The organism is Paracoccus marinus (assembly GCF_007018965.1).
Taxonomy (GTDB): domain Bacteria; phylum Pseudomonadota; class Alphaproteobacteria; order Rhodobacterales; family Rhodobacteraceae; genus Paracoccus; species Paracoccus marinus.
In genome coordinates, this window is the sequence record NZ_VJYZ01000015.1 from 1 (window position 1) to 23399 (window position 23399).

16 protein-coding genes and 1 tRNA gene are annotated in these 23399 nt (G+C 69.1%); 9 read left to right on the forward strand and 8 right to left on the reverse strand.

Annotation, left to right across the window (positions count from 1 at the left end):
* The first annotated feature begins 143 nt into the window (after positions 1 to 143).
* The 5 genes from FNF32_RS08360 to FNF32_RS08380 are packed head-to-tail and all read left to right on the forward strand — an operon-like array spanning position 144 to position 5414.
* The gene (locus FNF32_RS08360) at positions 144 to 1751 is read left to right on the forward strand and encodes an ABC transporter substrate-binding protein (protein WP_342778048.1); all 1608 of its coding nucleotides are present in this window, start codon (positions 144 to 146) and stop codon (positions 1749 to 1751) included.
* Positions 1752 to 1760: 9 nt separating this feature from the next.
* Positions 1761 to 2867: an ABC transporter permease gene (locus tag FNF32_RS08365; protein ID WP_131674239.1), complete on the forward strand. Its 1107-nt coding sequence runs from the start codon at positions 1761 to 1763 to the stop codon at positions 2865 to 2867.
* Positions 2864 to 3787 carry a nickel transporter permease gene (gene nikC / locus FNF32_RS08370; RefSeq protein WP_131674240.1) on the forward strand — a complete coding sequence of 308 codons (924 nt, stop codon included), beginning with the start codon at positions 2864 to 2866 and terminating at the stop codon, positions 3785 to 3787. Before FNF32_RS08365 ends, nikC begins: the two co-directional genes overlap by 4 nt.
* Positions 3784 to 4635, forward strand: coding sequence for an ABC transporter ATP-binding protein (locus FNF32_RS08375; RefSeq protein ID WP_131674241.1), 852 nt, complete (start codon positions 3784 to 3786; stop codon positions 4633 to 4635). Before nikC ends, FNF32_RS08375 begins: the two co-directional genes overlap by 4 nt.
* On the forward strand, positions 4632 to 5414 hold the full coding sequence (locus FNF32_RS08380) for an ABC transporter ATP-binding protein (RefSeq protein WP_131674242.1): 783 nt from the start codon (positions 4632 to 4634) through the stop codon (positions 5412 to 5414). Before FNF32_RS08375 ends, FNF32_RS08380 begins: the two co-directional genes overlap by 4 nt.
* Before the next feature lie 117 nt (positions 5415 to 5531).
* On the opposite strand, the gene FNF32_RS08385 is transcribed toward FNF32_RS08380, so the two are convergent.
* From FNF32_RS08385 to FNF32_RS08395, 3 genes are all read right to left on the reverse strand, one after another.
* Positions 5532 to 5618, reverse strand: a tRNA-Leu gene (locus tag FNF32_RS08385).
* 47 nt (positions 5619 to 5665) lie between these two features.
* Positions 5666 to 9415 (reverse strand): methionine synthase, encoded by a 3750-nt coding sequence (metH, locus tag FNF32_RS08390; protein ID WP_246087748.1) that lies wholly within the window; start codon positions 9413 to 9415, stop codon positions 5666 to 5668.
* 116 nt (positions 9416 to 9531) lie between these two features.
* Positions 9532 to 10629, reverse strand: a complete 1098-nt coding sequence (locus FNF32_RS08395) for an NAD(P)-dependent alcohol dehydrogenase (protein ID WP_221930687.1) — start codon at positions 10627 to 10629, stop codon at positions 9532 to 9534.
* Positions 10630 to 10755: 126 nt separating this feature from the next.
* Between FNF32_RS08395 and lipB the strand changes: the two genes are divergently transcribed.
* From lipB to FNF32_RS08415, 4 genes are all read left to right on the forward strand, one after another.
* Positions 10756 to 11499, forward strand: coding sequence for a lipoyl(octanoyl) transferase LipB (lipB, locus tag FNF32_RS08400; RefSeq protein WP_131674245.1), 744 nt, complete (start codon positions 10756 to 10758; stop codon positions 11497 to 11499).
* A 131-nt stretch (positions 11500 to 11630) separates the two neighbouring features.
* Positions 11631 to 12134 carry a c-type cytochrome gene (locus FNF32_RS08405; protein WP_131674246.1) on the forward strand — a complete coding sequence of 168 codons (504 nt, stop codon included), beginning with the start codon at positions 11631 to 11633 and terminating at the stop codon, positions 12132 to 12134.
* Between the two features lie 136 nt (positions 12135 to 12270).
* Positions 12271 to 13953, forward strand: coding sequence for a cytochrome c oxidase subunit I (gene ctaD, locus FNF32_RS08410; RefSeq protein ID WP_131674247.1), 1683 nt, complete (start codon positions 12271 to 12273; stop codon positions 13951 to 13953).
* Positions 13954 to 14066: 113 nt separating this feature from the next.
* The gene (locus FNF32_RS08415; RefSeq protein ID WP_131674248.1) at positions 14067 to 14552 is read left to right on the forward strand and encodes a DUF2244 domain-containing protein; all 486 of its coding nucleotides are present in this window, start codon (positions 14067 to 14069) and stop codon (positions 14550 to 14552) included.
* A gap of 39 nt (positions 14553 to 14591) precedes the next feature.
* Here FNF32_RS08415 and FNF32_RS08420 read toward each other — a convergent pair whose 3' ends face one another.
* The 5 genes from FNF32_RS08420 to FNF32_RS08440 form a co-directional block, all read right to left on the reverse strand.
* On the reverse strand, positions 14592 to 17708 hold the full coding sequence (locus FNF32_RS08420; protein WP_131674249.1) for a multidrug efflux RND transporter permease subunit: 3117 nt from the start codon (positions 17706 to 17708) through the stop codon (positions 14592 to 14594).
* A gap of 3 nt (positions 17709 to 17711) precedes the next feature.
* Complete coding sequence (locus FNF32_RS08425; RefSeq protein WP_221930688.1) at positions 17712 to 19184, reverse strand: efflux RND transporter periplasmic adaptor subunit; 1473 nt, start codon at positions 19182 to 19184, stop codon at positions 17712 to 17714.
* Positions 19185 to 19359: 175 nt separating this feature from the next.
* Positions 19360 to 21006, reverse strand: coding sequence for an ABC transporter permease (locus tag FNF32_RS08430; protein WP_131675393.1), 1647 nt, complete (start codon positions 21004 to 21006; stop codon positions 19360 to 19362).
* Between the two features lie 64 nt (positions 21007 to 21070).
* Positions 21071 to 22066 (reverse strand): ABC transporter substrate-binding protein, encoded by a 996-nt coding sequence (locus FNF32_RS08435; RefSeq protein WP_131675392.1) that lies wholly within the window; start codon positions 22064 to 22066, stop codon positions 21071 to 21073.
* 90 nt (positions 22067 to 22156) lie between these two features.
* Complete coding sequence (locus tag FNF32_RS08440; protein ID WP_131675391.1) at positions 22157 to 23308, reverse strand: ABC transporter ATP-binding protein; 1152 nt, start codon at positions 23306 to 23308, stop codon at positions 22157 to 22159.
* Between the last annotated feature and the right edge of the window lie 91 nt (positions 23309 to 23399).

Consider the following 23399-nt stretch of genomic DNA (forward strand, 5'->3'; position numbering starts at 1 on the left):
GCTGGTCTCCATTGCAGATACCAGCTTGAATCACGATCACCGCGCCCGGTGAACCCCTTTTGTCAACACGCCCTAGCGTAGCGCGCATGCATGAACTCCACCCAGCCCCGATCACCGGCCGCTGAAAGACATGAGGTTCTGACGTGTTCAATCTTCGCACTCCCGTCCTTGCCGGCTCGCTTCTGCTCGGGACCGCCCTGGGCGGCATGGCCCTGGCCGAAACGCCGCCCGACACGCTGGTGATCGCCACCTCGATCGACGACATGCTTTCGATGGACCCGGCGCAAAGCTTTGAAATCTCGGGCGGCGATCAGATCAACAACGTGTACGAGACGCTGGTGGACGTCGATCCGGTCAGCCTGCAGCCGATCCCCGGCCTCGCGTCGGAATGGTCGGTGTCCGAGGACGGCAAGACCTTCACCTTCAAGATGCAGGAAGGCCGCAAGTTCGCGTCGGGCAACCCGGTCCGCGCGCAGGATGCGGCATGGTCGCTGCAGCGCGTGGTCAAGCTGGACCTGACGCCCGCGTTCATCATTACGCAGTTCGGCCTGACCAAGGAGAACGTGGAACAGAACGTCCGCGCCACCGACGACATGACGCTGGTGATCCAGACCGACAAGCCGTTCGCGCCGACCTTCTTGTCCAACGCGCTGACCGCCTCGGCCGGCTCGGTCGTGGACATGGAAACGGTCATGCAGCACGTCGAGGGCGAGGATCTTGGCAACAAGTGGCTGAGCCAGAACTCCGCCGGCTCGGGCGCCTATGTCCTGCGCTCGTGGACGCCCAACGAATCCGTTATCCTTGAAGCGAACCCGAACTGGAACCGCGCCGCCGACCTGCAGATGAAGCGCGTGTTCGTGCGCCACGTCGCGGAACCCGCGACCCAGCGCCTGCTGCTGGAAAAGGGTGACGTGGACATGGTCCGCAACCTGACGCCCACCGACATCGAGGCGATCTCGACCGTCGACGGGCTGAAGGTACAGGACAGCCTTCGCGGCCTGATCTACTATCTCGGCGCGAACCAGGACAACGAGATCCTCAAGAACCCGAAGGTGGTCGAGGCGATCCGGTACCTCGTCGATTACGAGGGGCTGACGACCACGCTGCTCAAGGGCCGCGACGTGATCCACCAGTCGTTCCTGCCCGAGGGGTTCCTGGGCGAGATCAAGGACAATCCCTACACGCTCGACGTGGAAAAGGCCAAGGCGCTGCTGGCCGAGGCGGGCTACCCGGACGGCTTCGCCATCGAGTTCCTGATGCGCAACGAACAGGAGCGGATCGACATCGGGCAGGCGCTGCAGGGCACCATGGCGCAGGCCGGGATCACCCTGAACCTGCGCCCGGTCGTGGGGTCCGAGGCGCTGGAAATCTATCGCGCCCGCAACCACGAGCTGACGCTTCAGACCTGGGGCACGGACTATCCCGACCCCCACACCAACGCCTCGGTCTTTGCCGCGAACCCCGACAACTCGGTCGATGCCAAGCTGGTCGGCAACCTCGCCTGGCGCAACGCCTATGCGGCGACCGAGACGACGCCGATGGTCGATGCGGCCGTGATCGAACAGGACGAGGCGACCCGCCGCGGCATGTACGAGGAAATGCAGCGCATGGCGCAGGCGTCCTCGCCGCTGATCCCGTTGTTCCAGCAGATCGAGCAGACGGCGATGCGGTCGAACGTCGACGGCTTCCAGGCCGGCGGCGCGGTCGAATCCGCCTATTACTGGCCGGTCACCAAGGCTGCGGCGCAGTAATCCCGGCCCATGACCTCGACCAACATCGACGATCCGCGCGGGCTCGGCCGCGCGCGGATCCCGCCGTCCCGGGGCAGGTCGTCGCGGGGACTGGCGCGCGCGGCACGGCGCGTCGCAAGCTTCGTCTTTTCGCTTGCCGTCACGCTGTTCGGGCTGCTGCTGGTGACCTTCCTGATCGCCCGCGTGGTGCCGCTGGACCCGGTGCTGGCGGTTGTCGGCGACCGCGCGACGCAGGCCCAGTACGACGCCGCACGGGTCGAGCTTGGCCTTGACCGGCCGATCCCCGAGCAGTTCGTCCGCTACGTGGGCGACGTGCTGACGGGCGATCTGGGCACCGCCAACCTGACCGGGCAGCCGGTCCTGAAGGACATCGGCCGCACCTTCCCCAACACGCTGGAGCTTGCGACCTTCGCCACCATCCTGGGAATCGTGCTGGGCATTCCCGGCGGCGTTGTCGGCGCGGTCTATCAGGGCAGATGGCCCGACCAGGTGATCCGCGTGGTGGGGCTGCTGGGTTATTCGATGCCCGTGTTCTGGCTGGGGCTCGTCGCGCTCCTGATCTTCTACGGCACGCTCGGCTGGGCACCGGGACCGGGCAGGCTCGACGTGACGCAGCAGTTCACCTACGAGTTCGACGTCACCCGCTACACCGGATCGGTCATCCTCGACAGCGCGTTGTCGGGCGCCTGGGACGTGTTCCGCAACGCCGTCGCGCACCTGATCCTGCCGGCCGCCGTGCTGGGCTATTTCTCGATGGCCTACATCTCGCGCATGACGCGGTCGTTCATGCTGGAGCAGCTGGGCCAGGAATACATCACCGCCGCCCGCGTGAAGGGCGTGCCGGAATGGCGCGTGATCTGGGTCCACGCGCTCGGCAACGCCATGGTTCCGCTGATCACCGTGATTGTCCTGTCGTACGCCTCGCTGCTGGAAGGGTCGGTCCTGACCGAAACGGTGTTCGCGTGGCCGGGGCTCGGCCTTTACGTCACGCAGGCGCTGTTCGCGGCCGACTTCAACGCCGTCCTCGGCGGCACGCTGGTGATCGGGGCGATGTTCATCGTGCTGAACCTGCTGTCCGACATCCTCTACACCATCGTCGATCCGAGGGCGCGATGAGCGACGCGGGAACCGCGCCGGGCCTGCGCGCATGGCTCAACACCGACACGCCGCGCTCGCGCCTGCAGGCGCGCAGCATCTCGGCCTGGAACGCGTGGCAGACGCTGTCGTCCAACGCGCTGGCGATGGTCGGGCTGGGGATCATCGTCCTGCTTATCATGATGGCGATCTTCGCGCCGCTGATCGCCACCCACGCGCCGAACGCGCAGGACCTTGCCGGGCGGCTGCGTCCGCCGGGCTGGCAGGGCCATATCCTCGGCACCGACGAGCTTGGCCGCGACATCTTCTCTCGCATCGTCTACGGCGCGCGGGTGACGCTGTATATCGTCGCGCTGGTGGCGGTGACGGCGCCGGTGTTCGGGCTGATCGTCGGCACCGTCGCGGGCACGCTTGGCGGCTGGACCGACCGGATCCTGATGCGGATCACCGACATCTTCCTGGCCTTTCCGCGCCTGATCCTGGCGCTCGCCTTCGTGGCGGCGCTGGGGCCGGGGATCGTCAACGCTGTTCTCGCGATCGCGCTGACGGCGTGGCCCGCCTATGCCCGAGTCGCGCGGGCCGAGACGCTGACCGTGCGCCGGTCGGACTACATCGCGGCGGCGCGGCTGCAGGGGGCATCCACGCTCAGGATCATCACCGGCCACATCATGCCCATGTGCCTGTCCTCGGTCGTGGTGCGGGTGACGCTGGACATGGCGGGGATCATCCTCACTGCCGCGGGGCTCGGGTTCCTGGGCCTGGGCGCGCAGCCGCCGCTGGCGGAATGGGGGGCGATGATCTCGACCGGGCGGCAGTACCTGCTGTCGCACTGGTGGGTGGCGACCGTTCCCGGTATCGCGATCCTGCTGGTCAGCCTTGGCTTCAACCTTCTGGGCGACGCGCTGCGCGACGTCCTCGACCCCAGGGCGGCATCGAAATGACCCAGGCACATGGCGACGCGCTGCTGTCGGTGCGCGACCTGTCGGTGACGTTCGACACCCGGCGCGGACCGTTCCAGGCGGTGCGCGGCATCTCGTTCGACGTGGGGCGCGAACGGGTCGGGATCGTGGGGGAATCCGGGTCCGGCAAGTCGATGACCGGCCGCGCGATCCTGGGCCTCGTCCGCGCGCCCGGTCGCGTCGCGGCCAGCTGCCTGACGTTCGACGGCATCGACATGCGAAACCTGCCCGAACGGCAGATGCGCCGGATCAGAGGCCAGCGCGTGTCGATGGTCATGCAGGACCCGCGCTATTCGCTGAACCCGGTGATGACCGTCGGCCGCCAGATCGCCGAGGCGCTGCGCGTCCACGGCCGCCCCCCGCGCGACGAGATCCGGCGCCGGTCGCTCGACATGCTGAACGAGGTCCAGATCCGCGATCCCGAGCGGGTGCTGAAAGCCTATCCGCACGAGCTGTCGGGCGGCATGGGCCAGCGGGTGATGATCGCGATGATGCTGGTGACCGAGCCGGAACTGCTGATCGCGGACGAACCGACCAGCGCGCTTGACGTGACCGTGCAATTGGAAGTGCTGCGGATTCTCGACGATCTCGTGCGCCGGCGTGGCATGGGGCTCATCTTCATCAGCCACGACCTGCGGCTGGTGTCCACCTTCTGCGACCGGGTGCTGGTGATGTACCGCGGCCGCATCGTCGAAGAGATCGAGGCGCGCCGCCTGCACGAGGCGAAGCACCCCTACACGCAGGGATTGCTGAACTGCCTGCCCCGGATCGGCGGCGGGCATGGCGACCTGCCCACCCTGCAACGCCAGCAAGCCTGGAAAGACGCATGACCGACGCACCCGTCCCCCGGATCGAGGTCCGGGACCTCACCGTCGTCTTCGGCGAGGACGAGCGCCGCGTGGTCGCGGTCGATGCGGTGTCGTTCCGGGTCGAACCCGGCGCGTCCTTCGGACTGGTGGGGGAGTCGGGATCGGGCAAGTCCACCGTGCTGCGCGCGATCTGCGGCCTTTCCCCGGTGGCGGGCGGGCAGATCCTGATCGACGGCAAGCCGCTTGACCTGCGGCGCGACCGGGCGTTCACGCGGCAGGTGCAAATGGTGTTTCAGGACCCGTATGGCTCGCTGCACCCGCGCCACACAATCGACCGCATCCTGTCCGAGCCGCTGGCGATCCACGGCTTCCGCGACCGCGAGACGCGGATCACCGGGGCGCTGGCCGACGTGGGGCTGGACCCCGCGTTCCGGTTCCGCCTGCCGCACCAGCTGTCTGGCGGGCAGCGCCAGCGGGTCGCGATCGCGCGCGCGCTGATCCTGGAACCGACGATCCTGCTGCTGGATGAACCGACCAGCGCGCTCGACGCCTCGATCCAGGCGGAAATCCTGAACCTGCTGTCGCGGCTCAGGCGCGAAAAGAACCTGACCTACCTGTTCGTCAGCCACGACCTCGCCGTGATCGACCACATGTGCGACCGGCTGCTGGTGATGAAGGGCGGACGCGCGGTCGAGGAACTGACCGAAGGGGCGCTGTCCCACCGCCGGGTCGAAAGCGACTACACCCGCGCCCTGATGAAGGCGAGCGAAGGGTTCGTGCGCCCGGCGGGGGCCGCATGAACGCGAAACGGGCGCCGCTGTGGCGCCCGCTTTCGTCATCCCCGAGGTCAGATGATGGGAAGCTGCCTTCCGCTTGGGTCGGTGCCGGAACGTCGGCCCGGCTGGACCCGAAAAAAGTGGTGCGGTCGAAAAGACTCGAACTTTCACTCCGGTTAAGGAACAGCGACCTCAACGCTGCGCGTCTACCAATTCCGCCACGACCGCATCCGTGGTGGGGCTGACATAGCCAACCCCATCACGCTTGAAAAGGCCTATTCGGCGGCAATCTGCCGCGCCGGATCGTAGTTGAGGACGGGCGCAAGCCAGCGCTCCGCCTCGGCCACCAGCATCCCCTTGCGGGCGGCGTAATCGGCCACCTGGTCCACCTCGACCTTGGCCACGCCGAAGTAATAGGCGTCGGGATGGCCGATATAAAGGCCGCTGACCGACGATCCCGGCCACATCGCCATCGATTCCGTCAGCTCGACCCCGGTCGCCTCGGTCGCGCCCAGCAGGTCGAAGAGCGTGCGCTTTTCGGTGTGGTCGGGCTGGGCCGGGTAGCCAGGGGCGGGACGGATGCCGCGATAGGGCTCGCCGATCAGCTGCTCGGGGGTGAAGCCCTCGCCTGCTGCGTAGCCCCACAGTTCGCGCCGGACGCGTTCGTGCAGCAGTTCGGCCATCGCCTCGGCAAAGCGGTCCGACAGCGCCTGCAGCAGGATCGCCGAGAAATCGTCGTGCGCGTCACGATAGGCCTGCGCGCGCGCCGTCTCGTCCCCCGTCGTCACCACGAAGCCGCCGACCCAGTCGGGCTGACCCGTGGGCGCGACGAAATCGGCCAGCGCCACGTTCGGGCGGCCGTCGCGCTTCGTCACCTGCTGTCGCAAGGTGTGCAGCGTGGCGAGCGGCGCGGCGCGCGCCTCGTCCGTCCACAGGCGGATGTCGTCGCCGTCGCGGTTGGCGGGCCAGAACCCCACGACCGCGCGGGGCGAAAGCCAGTTTTCGTCGATAATCCGCTTCAGCATCGCCTGCGCGTCGGCGAACAGCGACCGCGCGGCCGCGCCCTGCGCCGGATCGTCCAGCAGCTTGGGATAGACGCCCTTCATTTCCCACGTCTGGAAGAACGGAGTCCAGTCGATGTAGCGCGCCAGTTCGGCAAGGTCCCAGTCACCCACGACCCGCGCACCGGTAAAGGTCGGCGGCGTCGGCCGGTATCCGGTCCAGTCGATCTTCAGCGCGTTCGCGCGCGCGGCCTCGACCGGCAGCCGCTCGCGGTCGGTCTGGCCGCGGGCGTAGCGGTCGGCCATCTCGACATACTCGTCGCGGACCGAACTGGTGAAGCTGTCGCGTTCCCCCGACAGAAGGTTCGACACCACCCCCACCGCGCGGCTCGCGTCGGTGACATAGACGGTCTGGCCGCGGTGGTAGCGGGGGTTGATCTTGACCGCCGTGTGGACGCGGCTGGTCGTGGCCCCGCCGATCAGCAGGGGGATGTCGAACCCCTCGCGCTCCATCTCGGAGGCGACGTGGACCATCTCGTCCAGCGAGGGGGTGATGAGGCCGGACAGGCCGATGATGTCCACCTTCTCGGCCCGCGCGGTTTCGAGGATCTTTTGCACCGGGACCATCACGCCCAGGTCGATGATCTCGTAGTTGTTGCAGGCAAGGACGACGCCGACGATGTTCTTGCCGATGTCGTGGACATCGCCCTTGACGGTCGCCATCAGCACCTTGCCGGCCGACGACGATCCGCCGCCGTTCGCGGCCTTTTCCGCCTCCATGTAGGGCAGCAGATGCGCCACGGCCTGCTTCATCACGCGGGCCGACTTGACCACCTGCGGCAGGAACATCTTGCCCGCCCCGAACAGGTCGCCTACCACGTTCATCCCGGCCATCAGCGGCCCTTCGATGACGTGCAGCGGGCGCTCGGCCTCAAGCCGCGCCTCTTCGGTGTCGGTGTCGATGTATTCGGTGATCCCGTTGACCAGCGCGTGTTCCAGCCGCTTGCCGACCGGCCATTCGCGCCACGTCAGGTCCTTTTCGCGCGCCTTCGCCCCGCCCTCGCCCTTGTAGCGCTCGGCAAGCTCCAGCAGCCGCTCGGTTGCGCTGCCCCCGCCCGCGGGCGCGCGGTTCAGCACCACGTCCTCGCACGCCTCGCGCAGTTCCGGCTCGATCTGGTCGTAAACCGCAAGCTGGCCCGCGTTCACGATCCCCATGTCCATCCCGGCCTGGATCGCGTGATACAGGAACACGGCGTGCATCGCCTCGCGCACCGGCTCGTTGCCGCGGAAGCTGAACGACAGGTTCGACACGCCGCCCGAGATGTGGGCATGCGGCAGCCCTTGCACGATCCGCCGCGTCGCTTCGATGAAGTCGACGCCGTAGTTGTCGTGTTCCTCGATGCCGGTGGCTACGGCGAAGATGTTGGGGTCGAAGATGATGTCCTCGGGCGGGAAGCCCACCTCGCGGGTCAGCAGGTCGTAGGCGCGGGCGCAGATTTCGACCTTGCGGTTGGCGGTGTCGGCCTGGCCCTGTTCGTCGAAGGCCATGACGACGACGGCGGCCCCGTAGCGGCGGCAAAGCCGCGCCTGCTCAAGGAACGCGACCTCGCCTTCCTTCATGCTGATCGAGTTCACGACCGGCTTGCCCTGCACGCATTTCAGCCCGGCCTCGATCACCTCCCACTTGGAGCTGTCGATCATCAGGGGAACGCGGGCGATGTCGGGCTCTGCGGCGATCAGGTTGAGGAAGGTGGTCATGGCGGCGGCGCTGTCGATCAGCCCCTCGTCCATGTTCACGTCGATGATCTGGGCGCCGTTTTCCACCTGGTCGCGGGCCACGTCCAGCGCAGCCGGAAAGTCGCCCGCCGTCACCAGCTTGCGAAAGCGGGCGCTGCCGGTGACGTTCGTGCGCTCGCCCACGTTGACGAACGGGATGTCCTCGGTCTTGACGAACGGCTCGAGGCCGGACAGCCGAAGTCGCGGCGCGATCTGCGGGACCGTGCGCGCGGGCAGTTCGGCCACGGCGGCGGCGATCGCGGCGATGTGGTCGGGGGTCGATCCGCAGCAGCCGCCGACGACGTTGACGAGCCCCTCTCCCGCGAAATCGGCGATCTGGCGCGCCATCGCGGCGGGGCTTTCGTCGTATTCGCCCATTTCGTTGGGCAGACCCGCGTTCGGATAGGCGCAGATCAGGGTGTCGGCGACCTCGGACAGTTCGGCCAGGTGCGGGCGCATCGCGTTGGCGCCAAGGGCGCAGTTCAGCCCGACAGTCAGCGGCCGGGCGTGGCGGACCGAGTGCCAGAACGCCGTCGGCGTCTGTCCCGACAGGGTGCGGCCCGACAGGTCGGTGATGGTGCCGGAAATCATGACCGGCAGGATCGTGCCGGTCTCCTCGAACACCTCGTCGGCGGCGAAGATCGCGGCCTTGGCGTTCAGCGTGTCGAAGATCGTCTCGATCAGGATCAGGTCGGCGCCGCCCGCGATCAGGCCGCGGATCTGTTCGGCATAGGCCACGCGCAGCTGGTCGAAGGTGACGGCGCGAAAGCCCGGATCGTTCACGTCGGGGCTGATCGAGGCGGTGCGGTTCGTCGGCCCCAGCGCGCCCGCGACCCAGCGCGGCCGCCCGTCGCGGGCCGTCGCCCGGTCGAGCGCGCGGCGCGCCAGCAGCGCGCCCTCGCGGTTCAGCTGATAGACGCGATCCTCCATCGCGTAGTCGGCCTGCGCGATGGTGGTGGACGAGAAGGTGTTCGTCTCCACGATGTCGGCACCCGCCAGCGCATAGCGGAAATGGATGTCCTCGATCGCCTCGGGCTGGGTCAGGTTCAGCAGGTCGTTGTTGCCCTGCTGGGGGTGGTCGGAGTGAATATGGCAGCCACAGCCGCCGCCGTGGTTCGGATCGCCCAGGAAGTCGCTTTCGCCCAGCCGCAGGTTCTGGATCTGCGTCCCCATCGCCCCGTCGAGGATCAGGATGCGCTCGCGTGCGGCGGCGCGGATGGCGTCGAAAGCGGGGGAAAGAACGGGCATGGCGACCTTCGGGGCAGGTTTTGACCCGATCATATACGCCTGCCGGGTGCAAAAGTGTAACTCATGTTACGCAGAAACAAGATGAAGCGCACTCATCTTTTGAGCGGGCCGGCTGCTCAGCCGTTCATCTTCAGAATCGGCTTGATCGTCCGCCCGTCGTCGCTGTCGTCGATGGCCTTGTCGATGTCGGCGAAATCATAGGTCTTCATCAGCTTCTCGACCGGGAACCGCCCCTGCAGCTGCAGGTCCATCAGCGCCTCCAGGAACATGGGCGTCTGCCCGCCCCCGCCCACGACACCGATCAGGCGCTTGCCGTGCAGCAGGAAGTCGGGGTGGTTGACCTTCACGAACTCGGTCGCCGCCGCGCCGCCCACCATCGCGCAGGTGCCGAGGACACCCAGCGCCGCGACCGCCTCGGAGACGAGGTTCTCGCCGTCCGTCGCCTCGACCGAATAGTTGAGCTTGTCGCCGACCAGGTCCTTGATTTCCAACACCGTGCCCGCGCCGTGAACCAGCGTGTCGGTCGCGCCCAGTTCCTTGGCCAGGGCAAGGCGCTTTCGGTCCTTGTCCACCGCGATGATCCGCGTCACGCCCGAAAGCTGCGCCGCCATGATCGCGGCGAGGCCCACGTTGCCCGCCCCGAACACCGCGAGGCTGCTGCCCGGCTCGGGCCGCAGTTCGTTCAGGATCGTCCCCGCGCCGGTCGAGATCGAGCAGCCATAGGGTCCGGTGGTGTCGAGATCCAGCCCGTCGGGCACCCGCGCAAGCTGGTTTTCGACCGCAAGCGCGTGGGTCGCCCAGGACGACTGCTGGAAGAACCGGCCCGCGACCGCCTCGCCGTTCCTGCGCTTCATCCCGCTGCTGCCGTCCATCCGGTAGCCCGAGAAGTTGAGCTTGGCCCCGTTCTCGCAATAGCGGTGCTGTCCGCGCCGGCAGCTGCGGCAATAGCCGCAATAGGCGAACCCGATCATCACCCGGTCGCCGGGCTTCCAGGCGGTGACCTCGCGCCCCACCGCCTCGACGATGCCGCACCCCTCGTGACCAAGGACGCCGGGGGTGGGATAGGGCTCGAGCCCGTGGATCGCGCCGCGGTCGGTGCCGCAGATGCCGCAGGACGAGATGCGGACAAGGACCTCGTTGTCGCGCGGATCGTCCAGTTCGACCTGCTCCAGCCGGATCTTGCGGCGCGTGAGCATGCCGTCGGCTTTGGTCATGACGGCGGCGGTGATTTCCATGGCGCGTTCTCCTCAGGCTCGGTGCCAGACCACAAGCGCCCGGTCGGGGCGGGGTTCCGCCGTGCGGACTTGCTCTTTCTTGTGGGGCGGCCCATGCCGTGCGGCATGAGCGATCTCGCCACGACCCCTGCGGCGCCAGACCTGCCGACGCGCGACACGATCCGCGTGGCGGCGGCGCCCGCCGGCACGCCGGAATGGCTGCTGACGCCCCGGCCCATCGACCACCCGCAGGCGGTCGCCTTCATGGAGGCGCGGATCGCCGCCATCCACGCCGGCACCGCGTCCGAGGCGATCTGGCTGGTCGAACATCCGCCGCTCTACACCGCCGGAACCTCGGCCCGGCCCGAGGACCTGACGGACGCCGCCCGCTTTCCCGTCCACGCCACCGGGCGCGGCGGGCAGTACACCTATCACGGGCCGGGGCAGCGCGTGGTCTATGTCATGCTGGACCTCAACCGGCGCGGCCGCGACGTGCGCGCATTTGTCGCGGCGCTGGAAGGATGGGTCATCGACGCGCTGGCCGAGTTCGGGGTGCGGGGCGAGATCCGCGCGGGCCGCGTCGGCGTCTGGGTCACGCGCCCCGACAAGGCCCCCCTGCCCGACGGGGCCGCCCGCGAGGACAAGATCGCCGCGATCGGGGTCAAGCTGCGGCGCTGGGTCAGCTTTCACGGGCTTGCCGTCAACGTCGAGCCGGACCTGTCGCACTACGCGGGCATCGTCCCCTGCGGGATCCGCGGCCACGGGGTCACGAGCCTCGTGGACCTTGGCCTGCCGGTCGGCATGGACGACCTGGACCGGGCGCTGATGGCGACTTTTCCGGGGCGGTTCGACCGGCTGTCGGACGGCTGACGGACGGCTGACGGACGGCTGACAAACGCCGCACTTCGTCGCATGGATAGGTCCGCGCGGACCTGCTACCCGTTCGCCGAACCGCACCGCCAAGCCATTCCACGTCCCGCCCCATTCCACGAGGAACAGCCATGACCTTGAAAATGCCGGTCATTCTTGCCGCCCTGACGCTGGCCGCCCCCGCCGTCGCCCAGACCCCCGCAGTCCAGACCCCCGCAGTCCAGACCCCCGCGACCACGACCCCAACGGCCGCCACCCAGGTCGCCGCAGGCGATCCCGTGGCGGGCGAGCGCGAGTTCAGGAAGTGCAAGGCCTGCCACATGATCCGCGACGATCAGGGCAACGACATCGTCAAGGGCGGCAGGACCGGCCCGAACCTCTACAACGTGGTGGGTCGCAAGGCGGGCACTCAGGCGGATTTCAAGTACTCGGACGCGCTGGTGAAGCTGGGCGAGGCGGGCGAGGTCTGGACGCCCGAGGACCTGAGCCACTACGTCACCGATCCCAACCGCTACGTCCAGGAAAGGACCGGCGACAAAAAGCTGCGCACCAAGATGACCTTCAAGCTGGCGAAGAAGCAGGCCGACGTCGTGGCCTATCTGCGCCAGAACTCCCCCGCCGCACCCGCGAACTAGGCACCTGGCACCCGCCCGTATCGCCGTCCGGCGCTGTCGGGATGCATTGCCGTCCGTTCACGGGATCGCTAGAACAACGCTCATAGCTCGCCGGTCTTTTGCCCGGCACGCCACCGATTCACGAAGGAGATCGCGCATGGCTGACGCCGCGATACACGACCATGGCGGGCACCATGACACACGCGGGTTCTTCACCCGCTGGTTCATGTCCACCAACCACAAGGACATCGGTGTCCTTTACCTGTTCACCGCTGGCCTGGTCGGCCTGATCGCGGTCGCCTTCACCGTGTACATGCGGATGGAACTCCAGTTCCCCGGCGTCCAGTACATGTGCCTTGAAGGCATGCGCTTCATTCCCGCGGGCGACGGCGAAGTCTGCACGCCCAACGGGCACCTTTGGAACGTGCTGATCACCTATCACGGCGTCCTGATGATGTTCTTCGTCGTCATCCCGGCGCTGTTCGGGGGCTTCGGCAACTACTTCATGCCGCTGCAAATCGGCGCGCCGGACATGGCGTTCCCGCGCCTGAACAACCTCAGCTACTGGCTTTATGTCTGCGGCGTGGCGCTGGGGATCGCGTCGCTTCTCGCGCCGGGCGGCAACGACATGCGCGGCTCGGGGATCGGCTGGGTGCTGTATCCGCCGCTATCCACGACCGAAAGCGGCTATTCCACCGACCTCGCGATCTTCGCCGTCCACGTCTCGGGCGCGTCGTCGATCGTGGGCGCGATCAACATCATCACCACCTTCCTGAACATGCGCACGCCGGGCATGACGCTGTTCAAGGTGCCGCTGTTCGCCTGGTCGGTGTTCGTCACCGCGTGGCTCATCCTGCTGGCGCTGCCGGTGCTGGCCGGCGCGATCACCATGCTGCTGATGGACCGCAACTTTGGCACCAATTTCTTCAACCCGGCCGGTGGCGGCGACCCCGTGCTTTACCAGCACATCCTGTGGTTCTTCGGCCACCCCGAGGTGTACATCATCGTCCTGCCGGGCTTCGGCATCATCAGCCACGTGATCGCCACCTTCTCGAAGAAACCGATCTTCGGCTACCTGCCGATGGTGCTGGCGCTGATCGCGATCGGGGTGCTGGGCTTCGTCGTGTGGGCGCACCACATGTACACCGCCGGGATGAGTGTCACGCAGCAGGCCTACTTCATGCTCGCCACCATGACGATCGCGGTGCCGACCGGCATCAAGGTCTTCTCGTGGATCGCGACGATGTGGGGCGGCTCGATCGAGTTCAAGACGCCGATGCTCTGGGCGTTCGGCTTCCTGTTCCTGTTCACTGTGGGCGGCGTCACCGGCGTCGTTCTCAGCCAGGCGCCGCTGGACCGGGTCTATCACGACACCTACTACGTCGTGGCGCACTTCCACTACGTGATGTCGCTGGGCGCCGTGTTCGCGATCTTCGCCGGGGTCTATTACTGGATCGGCAAGATGTCGGGTCGCCAGTACCCGGAATGGGCGGGCAAGCTGCACTTCTGGATGATGTTCCTGGGTTCGAACCTGATCTTCTTCCCGCAGCACTTCCTTGGCCGCCAGGGCATGCCGCGCCGCTACATCGACTATCCGGTCGAGTTCGCGCATTGGAACTACTACAGCTCGATCGGCGCCTACATCTCGTTCGCCTCGTTCCTGCTGTTCATCGGGATCGTCTTCTACACCCTGTTCGCCGGCAAGCGCGTGAACGTTCCGAACTACTGGAACGAATACGCCGACACGCTGGAATGGACCCTGCCCTCGCCGCCGCCCGAACACACGTTCGAGACGCTGCCGAAGCGGTCCGACTGGGACAACGTGCATCCCGCCCACTGAGCGGACCCAAGCAGACAAAACGGCCCCGGAGCGATCCGGGGCCTTTTCCATGAAAGCCGTCCGGCAGGGCGGATGAGGGGCCCGCGCGCCGACAAGGGGAATGCGACCGACCGATGCCCTATCGCTGGGACGACGACGCGCCGGGCCTTCGGCGGCTCACGATCTGGCCGCACCGGTCGCTGCCCCGCAGCGGGTTCGCGTGGGTGATCGGGTTGACGGCGGCGGGGCTTGCGCTGCCGATCCTGTCGATGCTGGGGCGCACCGCGCTGTGGGGGTTGCTGCCGTTCGCGGGGGTCGCCGTCGCGGGTCTGTGGACCGCCATCCGCCTGAGCGACCGCCAGGGCACCACACGCGAGACGCTCGACCTGACGCCCGCCGCGCTGACCGTCACTCGCAGCGATCCCGGCCGCCCCGACCGGGTCTGGACCGCGAACCCCCACTGGGTCCGCCTTGCGCTGCACCCGCGCCCGGTCGAGGATTACCTCACCCTCACCGACGGCCAGCGCGTCATCGAACTGGGCGCGTTCCTGTCGCCCGACGAACGCCGGGCGCTTCATGCCGAGCTGACGCGGGCGTTGGCGGAGGCGCGAACCGGCTGACCTGCCCGGCGCCGGACGCGCGCCCCCGCCGCGCGTCGGTCATGCCTTGGCAGGCGCGCCGCGTGCCTTGCGCCCGCCGGTGATCCGACGCACCGCGACGTAGAAGCCGGGCACAAGGAATATCCCCAGGAACGTGGCCGAGATCATGCCCCCCATCACCCCGATCCCGATCGAGTTCTGAGCCGCCGCCCCCGCCCCCGTGGCGATCGCCAGCGGCAGCACGCCCAGGATGAACGCGAGCGAGGTCATCAGGATCGGGCGCAGGCGCAGCTTGGCGGCCTCGATCGCCGCCTCGGCGGCGGAACGACCCTGCGCCTCGAGCGCGACCGCGAACTCGATGATGAGGATCGCGTTCTTGGCCGACAGGCCGATGGTCGTCAGGATGCCCACCTTGAAATAGACGTCGTTGGGCTGGCCCAGCAGCAGGGCGGCCAGCACCGCGCCAAAGACCCCGACCGGCACCGACAGCATCACCGCCAGCGGCACGGTCCAGCTTTCGTAAAGCGCGGCTAGCGACAGGAACACCACCAGCGCCGACAGCGCGTACAGATACGGCGCCTGGTTGCCCGCCTGCCGTTCCTGATAGGACAGCCCGGTCCATGCCACGTCGAAGCCGCCGCCGGGGATCTGGGCGACCAGCTCCTCCATCGCCTCCATCGCCTCACCGGTGCTGACGCCAAGCGCCTCGGACCCCGACACCGAGATCGCGTCCGTGCCCTCGAACCGGGCAAGGCGGGGCGACACCGGCTCCCACGCGGTCGAGGCGAAGGCGCTGAAGGGCACCATCTCGCCGTCGCCGTTGCGGGCATACCACTCCTCCAGGTCGTCGGGCTGCATGCGGAACGGCGCGTCGCCCTGCACGATCACCGGCCTGAGCGCGGTGCCGAGCGCGAAGTCGTTCACCTCGCGTCCTGCGAAGATCGTGGCGAGCATTCCGTTCACCTCGCTGAGGCTCAGCCCCAGCGCCTCGGCCCGCTGCGGGTCGATGTAAAGCTTCAGCGCCGCGTCGTCCTCGTCGCCCCGGCCCTGCACGTTGTCCAGCCGGCCGTCATCCTCTGCCGCCTGCTCAAGCCACGCCGCCGCATCGCGGAGCGCGGGGACACCCGCGCCCGACTGGTCGATCAGGAACATGCTGAAGCCCGCGCTGTTGCCAAGTCCCTGGATCGCGGGCGGCTGCATGAAGGTGACGCGCCCCGCCCGGGTGTCGGCGAACCGCTTGTTGGCGCGCGCGGCGATCTCTGCCGCCGTCTGGTCGGCGTCCTTGCGGTCGGCGAAGTCCTTCAACCGCACGAACAGCGTCGCCCGGCCCTGCCCGGTGCCGGAAAACCCGAACCCCAGCGCGCCGAAGGTGGACTGGATCGCCGGTTCTTCCTTGAGCAGATAGGCTTCGATTTCCTCGACCACGGCGCGGGTCTGCTGCACCGTCGATCCCTCGGACAGGTTCACCTGCGCCATCAGGACGCCCTGATCCTCGGTCGGAAGGAAGGTCGAGGTCATGCGCGTGAACAGCTGCCACACCCCCACGGACAAAAGGACGAGGACCAGCAGCACGAGGAACGGCCGCCCGACGATGCGCTGCACGGTGCGGCCGTACCACGCGGTCAGCCGGTCGAAGCCGCGGTTGAACCAGCGCGCGGGCGCGAAGCCCGCCTCGCCGTCGTGGGGGCGCAGCATGGTCGCGGTCTGCGCGGGCGTCAGGATCAGCGCCGCCGCCAGCGACAGGCCCATGGCCGAGATGATCGTGACCGAGAACTGGCGATAGACGACGCCGGTCGACCCGGCCATGAACGCCATCGGCAGGAACACCGCCGACAGCACGACCACGATCCCGATCAGCGCGCCGCTGATCTCGCGCATGCTGCGCTCGGTCGCTTCGACCGGGCCGACATGCTCCTCGCGCATCACCCGCTCGACGTTCTCGACCACGACGATGGCATCGTCCACCAGCAGGCCGATCGCCAGAACCATCGCGAACATCGTCAGCGTGTTGATCGAATAGCCAAGCGCGCCCAGCACCCCGAAGGTGCCCAGAAGGACGACCGGCACGACGATCACCGGGATCAGCGTCGCGCGCCAGTTCTGAAGGAAGATCAGGATGACCGCGACGACCAGCACCACAGCCTCGATCAGCGTGTGGTAGACCTTCTCGATTGACGCCTCGACGAAGGGCGAGGTGTCATAGGCGATCCGCAGCTCGACCCCCTCGGGCAGCGCCGACTGGATGCGGTCCAGCGTGTCGCGGACGCCGGCGGCAGTCTCGACCGCGTTGGCGCCGGTTTCCAGGTTGACCCCGAACCCCGCCGCGTTCAGCCCGTTGAAGCGGCTGTCGCTGCCGTAGCTTTGCTGCCCGATCTCGACCTTGGCCACGTCGCCCAGCCACACCGAGGCCCCGTCCTCGCCGGTCTTGAGCAGGATCTGGCGGAAATCCTCGGCGCTGGTCAGCTGGCTTTGCGCGGTGATCGTCGCGGTGAACTGCTGGCCCGGCACGACCGGCTGGGTGCCGAGCGAGCCGACCGACACGGTCGCGTTCTGTTCGGCCACCGCCGACACGATGTCCGAAGGGGTCAGCTGGTATTGCGCCAGCCGCAGCGGGTCGAGCCAGATCCGCATCGCGTAGCCAGACCCGAACAGGTTGATCCCGCCCACGCCCTCGACCCGGTTCACCGGGCCTTCGACGACTTCTTCCAGCAGGTTGCCCAGTTCGACCGTGCGGTAGCCGTTGTCGTTGGACACCAGCGCGCCGACCATCAGGATCGACGATGTCGAGCGGCTGACCGACACGCCGTTGCTCTGCACCGGTGTCGGCAGGCGGGATTCCACGCTGCGAACCCGGCTTTGCACGTCGTTGAGCGCGTCCGTCGGCTCGACGCTGTCATCGAAGGTCAGCGTCAGCGACGACCGCCCCTGCGACGAGTTCGATTCGAAATAGATGAGCCCGTCGATGCCGTTCAGCGAATCCTCGATGGGCGTCGTGACCGAGTTCTGGACCGCGCCCGCCGTCGCGCCCGGGTACGAGGCCGAGATGCGGACCGTGGTCGGCGCAATGTCTGGATATTGCGACACCGGCAGGCCGATCAGCGAAAAGACCCCGGCAAGCATCGTGACGATCGCGAGGACCCAGGCAAAGACGGGCCTGTGGATGAAGAACTGCGCCATCGCTCAGTTGGTCCCGGCGGCGGGCGCCTGCGCGGGGGCAGTGCTTGCGGGGGCAGTGGTGGCGGGGGCGGTGCTTGCGGGGGTGCCCGCGTCCGGCTGGCCCACCGCCGCGTCGCTGCCCGCCGGCTGTTCCGGCGCGATGGCGGCGGGGGCGTTCGCATCGACGGCCGGGGCGGGCGTGGCGGCGGTATCCGCCGCCGCGCCTTGCGCCCCGTCTGCGGCAGGGGGGCCGCCGTCCGCCGCCGTGGCGCCCTGCCCCTCGGCCACGACCGCGTCCGCGTCGCGCACCACGCCCTCGTCATCGATCGCCACCGCCACGGTCGTCACTTCGGCCCCGTCGCGCAGGTTGTCGAGGCCGTCCAGCACCAGCTGGTCCCCCTCGGCGATGCCGTCGGTCACGATCCAGCTGTTGCGGGTGGTTCCGTTCTCGGTCAGCTCGACCTCGTCGGCGCGGCCGTCGCGCACGACAAAGGCGGTGAGCGACCCGTCCGCGCTGCGGCTGGTCGCCCGCTGCGGGACGAGAACGCCGTCCACGGTGCCGACCTGGATTTCCACCCGGACGAACTGGCCCGGCAGGATCATGCGGTTCGGGTTGGCGAAGCGGATGCGGAACGGCACCGTCCCCGTCGTGGGCGACACCGCGACGCCGGGGCTGACCTGAAAGCCCGCGTGCTCATAGACCTGCCCGGTTTCCAGGATCAGCTGCGCCGACGGTCCGTCCAGCGGCTGCAGGCTGCCTTCGGCGCGGCGGGCGCGGTTGCGCAGGATGCGGGCGCGGCTTTCGGCCACGTCCACGTAGATCGGGTCCAGTTGCGTGACCGTGGTCAGTTCGGTCTGCGGCCCGGCCGACACGATGTCGCCCACGCTGACGGCCGAGATGTCGGCGATGCCGTCGATCGGGCTCTGGATCTCGGTCCGGCCGAGCGAAAGCTGGGTCAGGTCGCGCTGCGCCTCGGCGCCGACCAGCTCGGCCTGCGCGCTCGACAGCGCGACCTGCGCGTTTTCCAGCTCGGCCTGGCTCACGCCCGACCCTTGCAGCCGTTCATAGCGGTTCACGGTCGCCTGCGCGCCGTCCACCGCCGACTGCGCCGATTCCACGGCGGCGATGTCGGCGTTCAGCTGAGCGGCGATCGTCTCGTCCTCAAGCCGGAACAGCACGGTGCCCGCCCTGACGGTCGAGCCGGGCTCGTAGGCGACCTCGCGCACCTCGCCGCCGACCTTCGGCGTGATCGCGGCCTGCTGAAAGGCGACCGCGCGGCCGGGCAGCGTGACGGTGACGGGGACGGTGCTGCGGGCGGCGGTCATCACGCCGACCTCGGTCGGGCCACGGGTGCCGCCGGCAGCCCCGGGGCCGCCGGGACCCGTCTGCGACAATGCCAATGCGGGCATGACCAGCACGAAAGCGGCGGCTCGGGCTACGGCACGGGTGGCGACACGGGCGGCGGCCAGGATCGGGGCGGCGGTTCTGGGGGTCATCGTGGCCTCGCTGTCGTCGTCCGCGGCGCGGGTGCCGTCCCTTGCGGGGTGCCACCCCGGCGGCCGCCCTGACAAGCCAAAACCGCCCGATGACGCGGCGATCCCGCAATGGTGAAAACATCCAAGTGCGGAACGGCATCCACGGCGGCGGCCGGGCGCGTCCCGCCTGCCCGTCCTACGGCCCCCGCCACGGCAACGTGCCGGGCGGCAGGTGCCGCGCCAGCCGGTCGGCCGCCGCGACCAGCACCGCGACCAGAGCCAGCGACATCACCGACAGCGCCGCCGCGCCGGTCGAGTTCCCCTCGTACTGCATCGAGAAGATCTGCACCCCGACCGTCTCGTTTCCCGCCGACCACAGCAGGGCCGACAGGGTGAGCTCGTTCAGCGCGGTCATGAAGATCACGAGCGCGCCTGCGGCGGCGGCGGGCAGCGCGGCGGGCGCGGCGATCCGCAGCATCCGCCGGGCGGGGCTGACGCCGTGGATCCGCGCCGCCTCGTCCAGCGACGGGTCCATCGCGGCCAGCGCCGCCTCGACCGGGCGCAGCGTCAGGGGCAGGAAGCGGCCAAGGTAAGGCAGCAGCAGGATCGCCGCCGTCCCGTAGATCGAAAAGCCCAGTCCGGGCAGCGGCGGCAGGTAAACCAGGATCGTGGCCAGCGCCAGCACCGTCCCGGGAACCACCCACGCCCCCTCGGCCAGCCAGGACAGCACCCGCGCGGGTCCGCTGCGGCCGGTCCGCGACAGCCACGCCAGCGGGATCGCCACGGCGGCGAGGATCGCCCCAGCCCCGGCCGCCAGCGCGAACGAGTTTGCAAAGGCGCGCCGCACCGCCGGGTTCTGGATCGCCGCCTCGAAGTTGCGCAGGGTCGCGGTGTCGGGACCGAACGGCACCCCCAGCGCCGGGACCAGCGCGGTGGCGGCCAGCGCGACCATCGGCAGGATCGCCACCCACGCAAGCGCCAGCCACACCAGCGCCGCGAGCGGCCAGCGCCAGCGCCCCGGCGCAAAGCCCGTGAACGCGGCGCCAGCCCCCACCGGCACGGTCAGCCGGGCGACGATCGCCTGCCGCAGGACCAGCGCCGCCGCCGCCAGCGCCACCAGCACCAGCGCCATGGCAGCGACGCGGCCGATCACGTCGGGGCCGAAGCCGTTCAGGCGCTGGTAGATCAGCGTGGTCAGGACCGGGAACCGCCCCGGAATCCCCAAAAGCGCGGGCACCCCGAAGTTGCCGACCGCCGCCGCAAAGGCCAGGACCGCCCCCGCCATCGCCGCAGGCCAGGCGAGCGGCAGGATCACCCGCGCCACGATCCGGCCCGCGGGCGCGCCCGCGATCCGCCCGGCCTCGACCAGGTCAAGCGGCACCGCCGCCAGCCGCGCGCGCACGGCGATGAAGACAAGCGGCATATGCTCGATCCCCATCAGCCAGGCCACTCCCGAGCCCGAGTAAAGCGGGTTCGGCTGCCCCGGCGCGGGCGCAATGCCCAGCGGCCGCAGCAGGCCCGCGATGGGCGAGCCGCTGCCCAAGAGTTCGATCCACGCCAGCGCCACGATCTGCGACGGGATCAGCAAGGGCGAGAGCGCCAGAAAGCTCATCACCGCGCGCCCGGGCAGCCGCGCAAGCCCGGTCGCCAGCGCCAGCGCCACGCCGATGACGGTCGAGACGGCGACCGAGCCCGCGGCCGAGGACAGCGTGTTCCAGAACGCGACGCGGAAGGCGCGGCCCTGCAGCGTGTCGCGCAGGACGCCCAGCACTTCCCCGTCTTCGCCCGGCCGCAACGCCTCGCCGAACAGGCGCAGCAGCGGCCAGAGCCCGGTCGCCAGCACGAACACGGCCAGAAGGGCGACGACCGCCAGGTCGCCGCCCTTCCATGTGGCGCGAAAGGGGCGTTCAGCCGCCGAAGAGGTCAGCGAACTTTTCCTTGTTGGCCTGGTCGTCGGCCATCAGCTTGGCCGCGTCCAGCGGCAGGATCTTGAGCGTGGCGGGCGCGGGATACCCCTCGGGCGCGGCCATGCCGTCGATGATCGGGAAATAGCCCTGCGCGACCGACTGTTCCTGCGCGGCGCGCGACAGCTGCCAGTCCACGAACGCCTTGGCCGCGTCCTCGTTGTCGGTGCCCTTGAGGATCGCGACCGGCTGGGTGATCGCGCTGACGCCCTGCGCGGGCCAGCTGAAGGCCACGGGCGAGCCGTCCTTGGCCGCGTTCATCGCCATGTATTCGACGATGATGCCATAGGCTTTCTCGCCGCGCGCGACCGCCTCGATCACGGTGCCGTTGCCCTGGCCCGCGACCGCGCCCTTGGCGGCCATGTCCTCGTACCAGGCCCAGCCGAACTCGGGCTGCTGGACCATGGTGCCGACGTGGATCACGGCGGCGCCGGAATAAAGCGGGCTCGGCATGATGAGCGAGCTTGCCACGTCCTCGGACTTGAGATCGTCCCACGAGGCGGGCGGCGTCTTTACCAGGCCGGTGTTGTAGACGATGCCGGTGGTGATGAGCTTGGTGCCGAAGAAGGTCTTGTCGGGGTCGATGACGGATGCGGGGACCCCTTCGACCGGCGCGTCGGCATAGGCCAGCAGCCGATCTTCGCCCTTCAGTTGCGTCATGGCGACCGCGTCGGCGATCAGCAGCACGTCGGCGGGCGAGGAGCCTGCCGCGAACTCGGCCTGCAGCTTGGACATCAGCTCGGTCGTGCCGGTGCGGAATATCTCTACCTCGACGTCGGGGTAGTCCTTGTTGAACTCGGCCACGACCTGCGCCATCTGGTCCTGCGGCTGCGAGGTATAGACGGTGATCTGCCCCGAGGCGGCGGCGAGCGCCGGGCCGGACAGGGCCGGGCTGCACAGGGCGAGAAGGACGAGGGCTGCGTTGCGGTAGTGGTTCATCAGACGCTCCTGCAAGGGTTGCCCGCTTTTACTGCGGCGGCCTGAAGAATTCGTGACAGGACAGGCGGCCGGCGCAGGTGGCGCGGGTGTTCAGGGGCGCGGAGTGGATGGGGCGAGCTCGGTGTGCCGGGATGCGGGGGACACGGGCCCGGCAGCATCCTGCGCGGACCCGCCGCCCGGCACCGGCGCAACCCCCTGCCCCTCGCGCGGCAGCACCCAGCCGCCCCGGATGCGGACGGGCAGCGCCTCGCCCACTGCGCCGGGGCGGTCAAGGCGCAGCGACAGCGGCGCGCCGCCCGGCAGATCGTCCAGCAGCACGTCGGCCAGCAGGTAGCCGTCCTCGAACCGGACCCCGGCGATCCGGGCGGGCAGGCCGCCCGCGTCGGGCGTCAGGTCGCGGGCGTGCAGGCACAGCCAGCCGGGGCCCGGCGGCGCGTCGCCCGGCAGCGCCAGCGTGGCCGCGCCCAGCCGCAAGGTGCAAAGCCCATCCGGCGTGCGCCCCGTCACCTCGACCGGCAGGGTGCGGCCCTGCCCCACGAAGCGCGCGACCATCGGCGTGCGCGGCCGGTCATACAGCTCGCCCGGCGCGCCGATCTGTTCAAGCCGCCCGTGGTCCATGACGGCCACGGTGTCGGCGACCGCCATCGCCTCGTTCTGGTCGTGGGTCACGAACACCATCGTGCAGCCGGTCGCCGCGTGGATGCGGCGGAACTCGGCCAGCATGGCGTGGCGCAGATGCGCGTCGAGATTGGCGAGCGGCTCGTCCAGCAGCAGGATGCGCGGCCGCGCGGCGAGGCTGCGGGCCAGCGCCACGCGCTGTCGCTGGCCGCCCGACAGCTCGTGCGGCCGCCGCGAGCCGTGATCGTGCAGGCCGACCAGCCGCAGCGCGTCCGCGACCCGCGCATCGCGTTCGGCGCGGGGCAGCCGGTTCAACCCGAAGCCCACGTTGCCCGCCACGGTCATGGTCGGCCACAGCGCGTAGGACTGAAACACCATCCCCAGCCGCCGCCGTTCGGGCGGGACGAAGACGGTGGGTCCCGCGACCTCGTCGCGGCCAAGCCACAGCCGTCCGGCGTCGGGCCGTTCCAGCCCCGCGATCAGGCGCAGAAGCGTCGTCTTGCCGCAGCCGGATGGTCCCATCAGGGCCACGAAACGCCCCGCGCCGAAGGCCGCGGTCAGGCCATCGACGGCGCGGGTCGCACCGAAGCTGCGCGACAGGTTCTCAAGGCGTATGTCGGTCATCGGGGGCGCTTACCGCCGGACTGTGACGCCTGCGCGACGCGGACGGCTGCGGACGCCGTGGAACCGCGCGGATCGCCCGGCTTCGCCACCG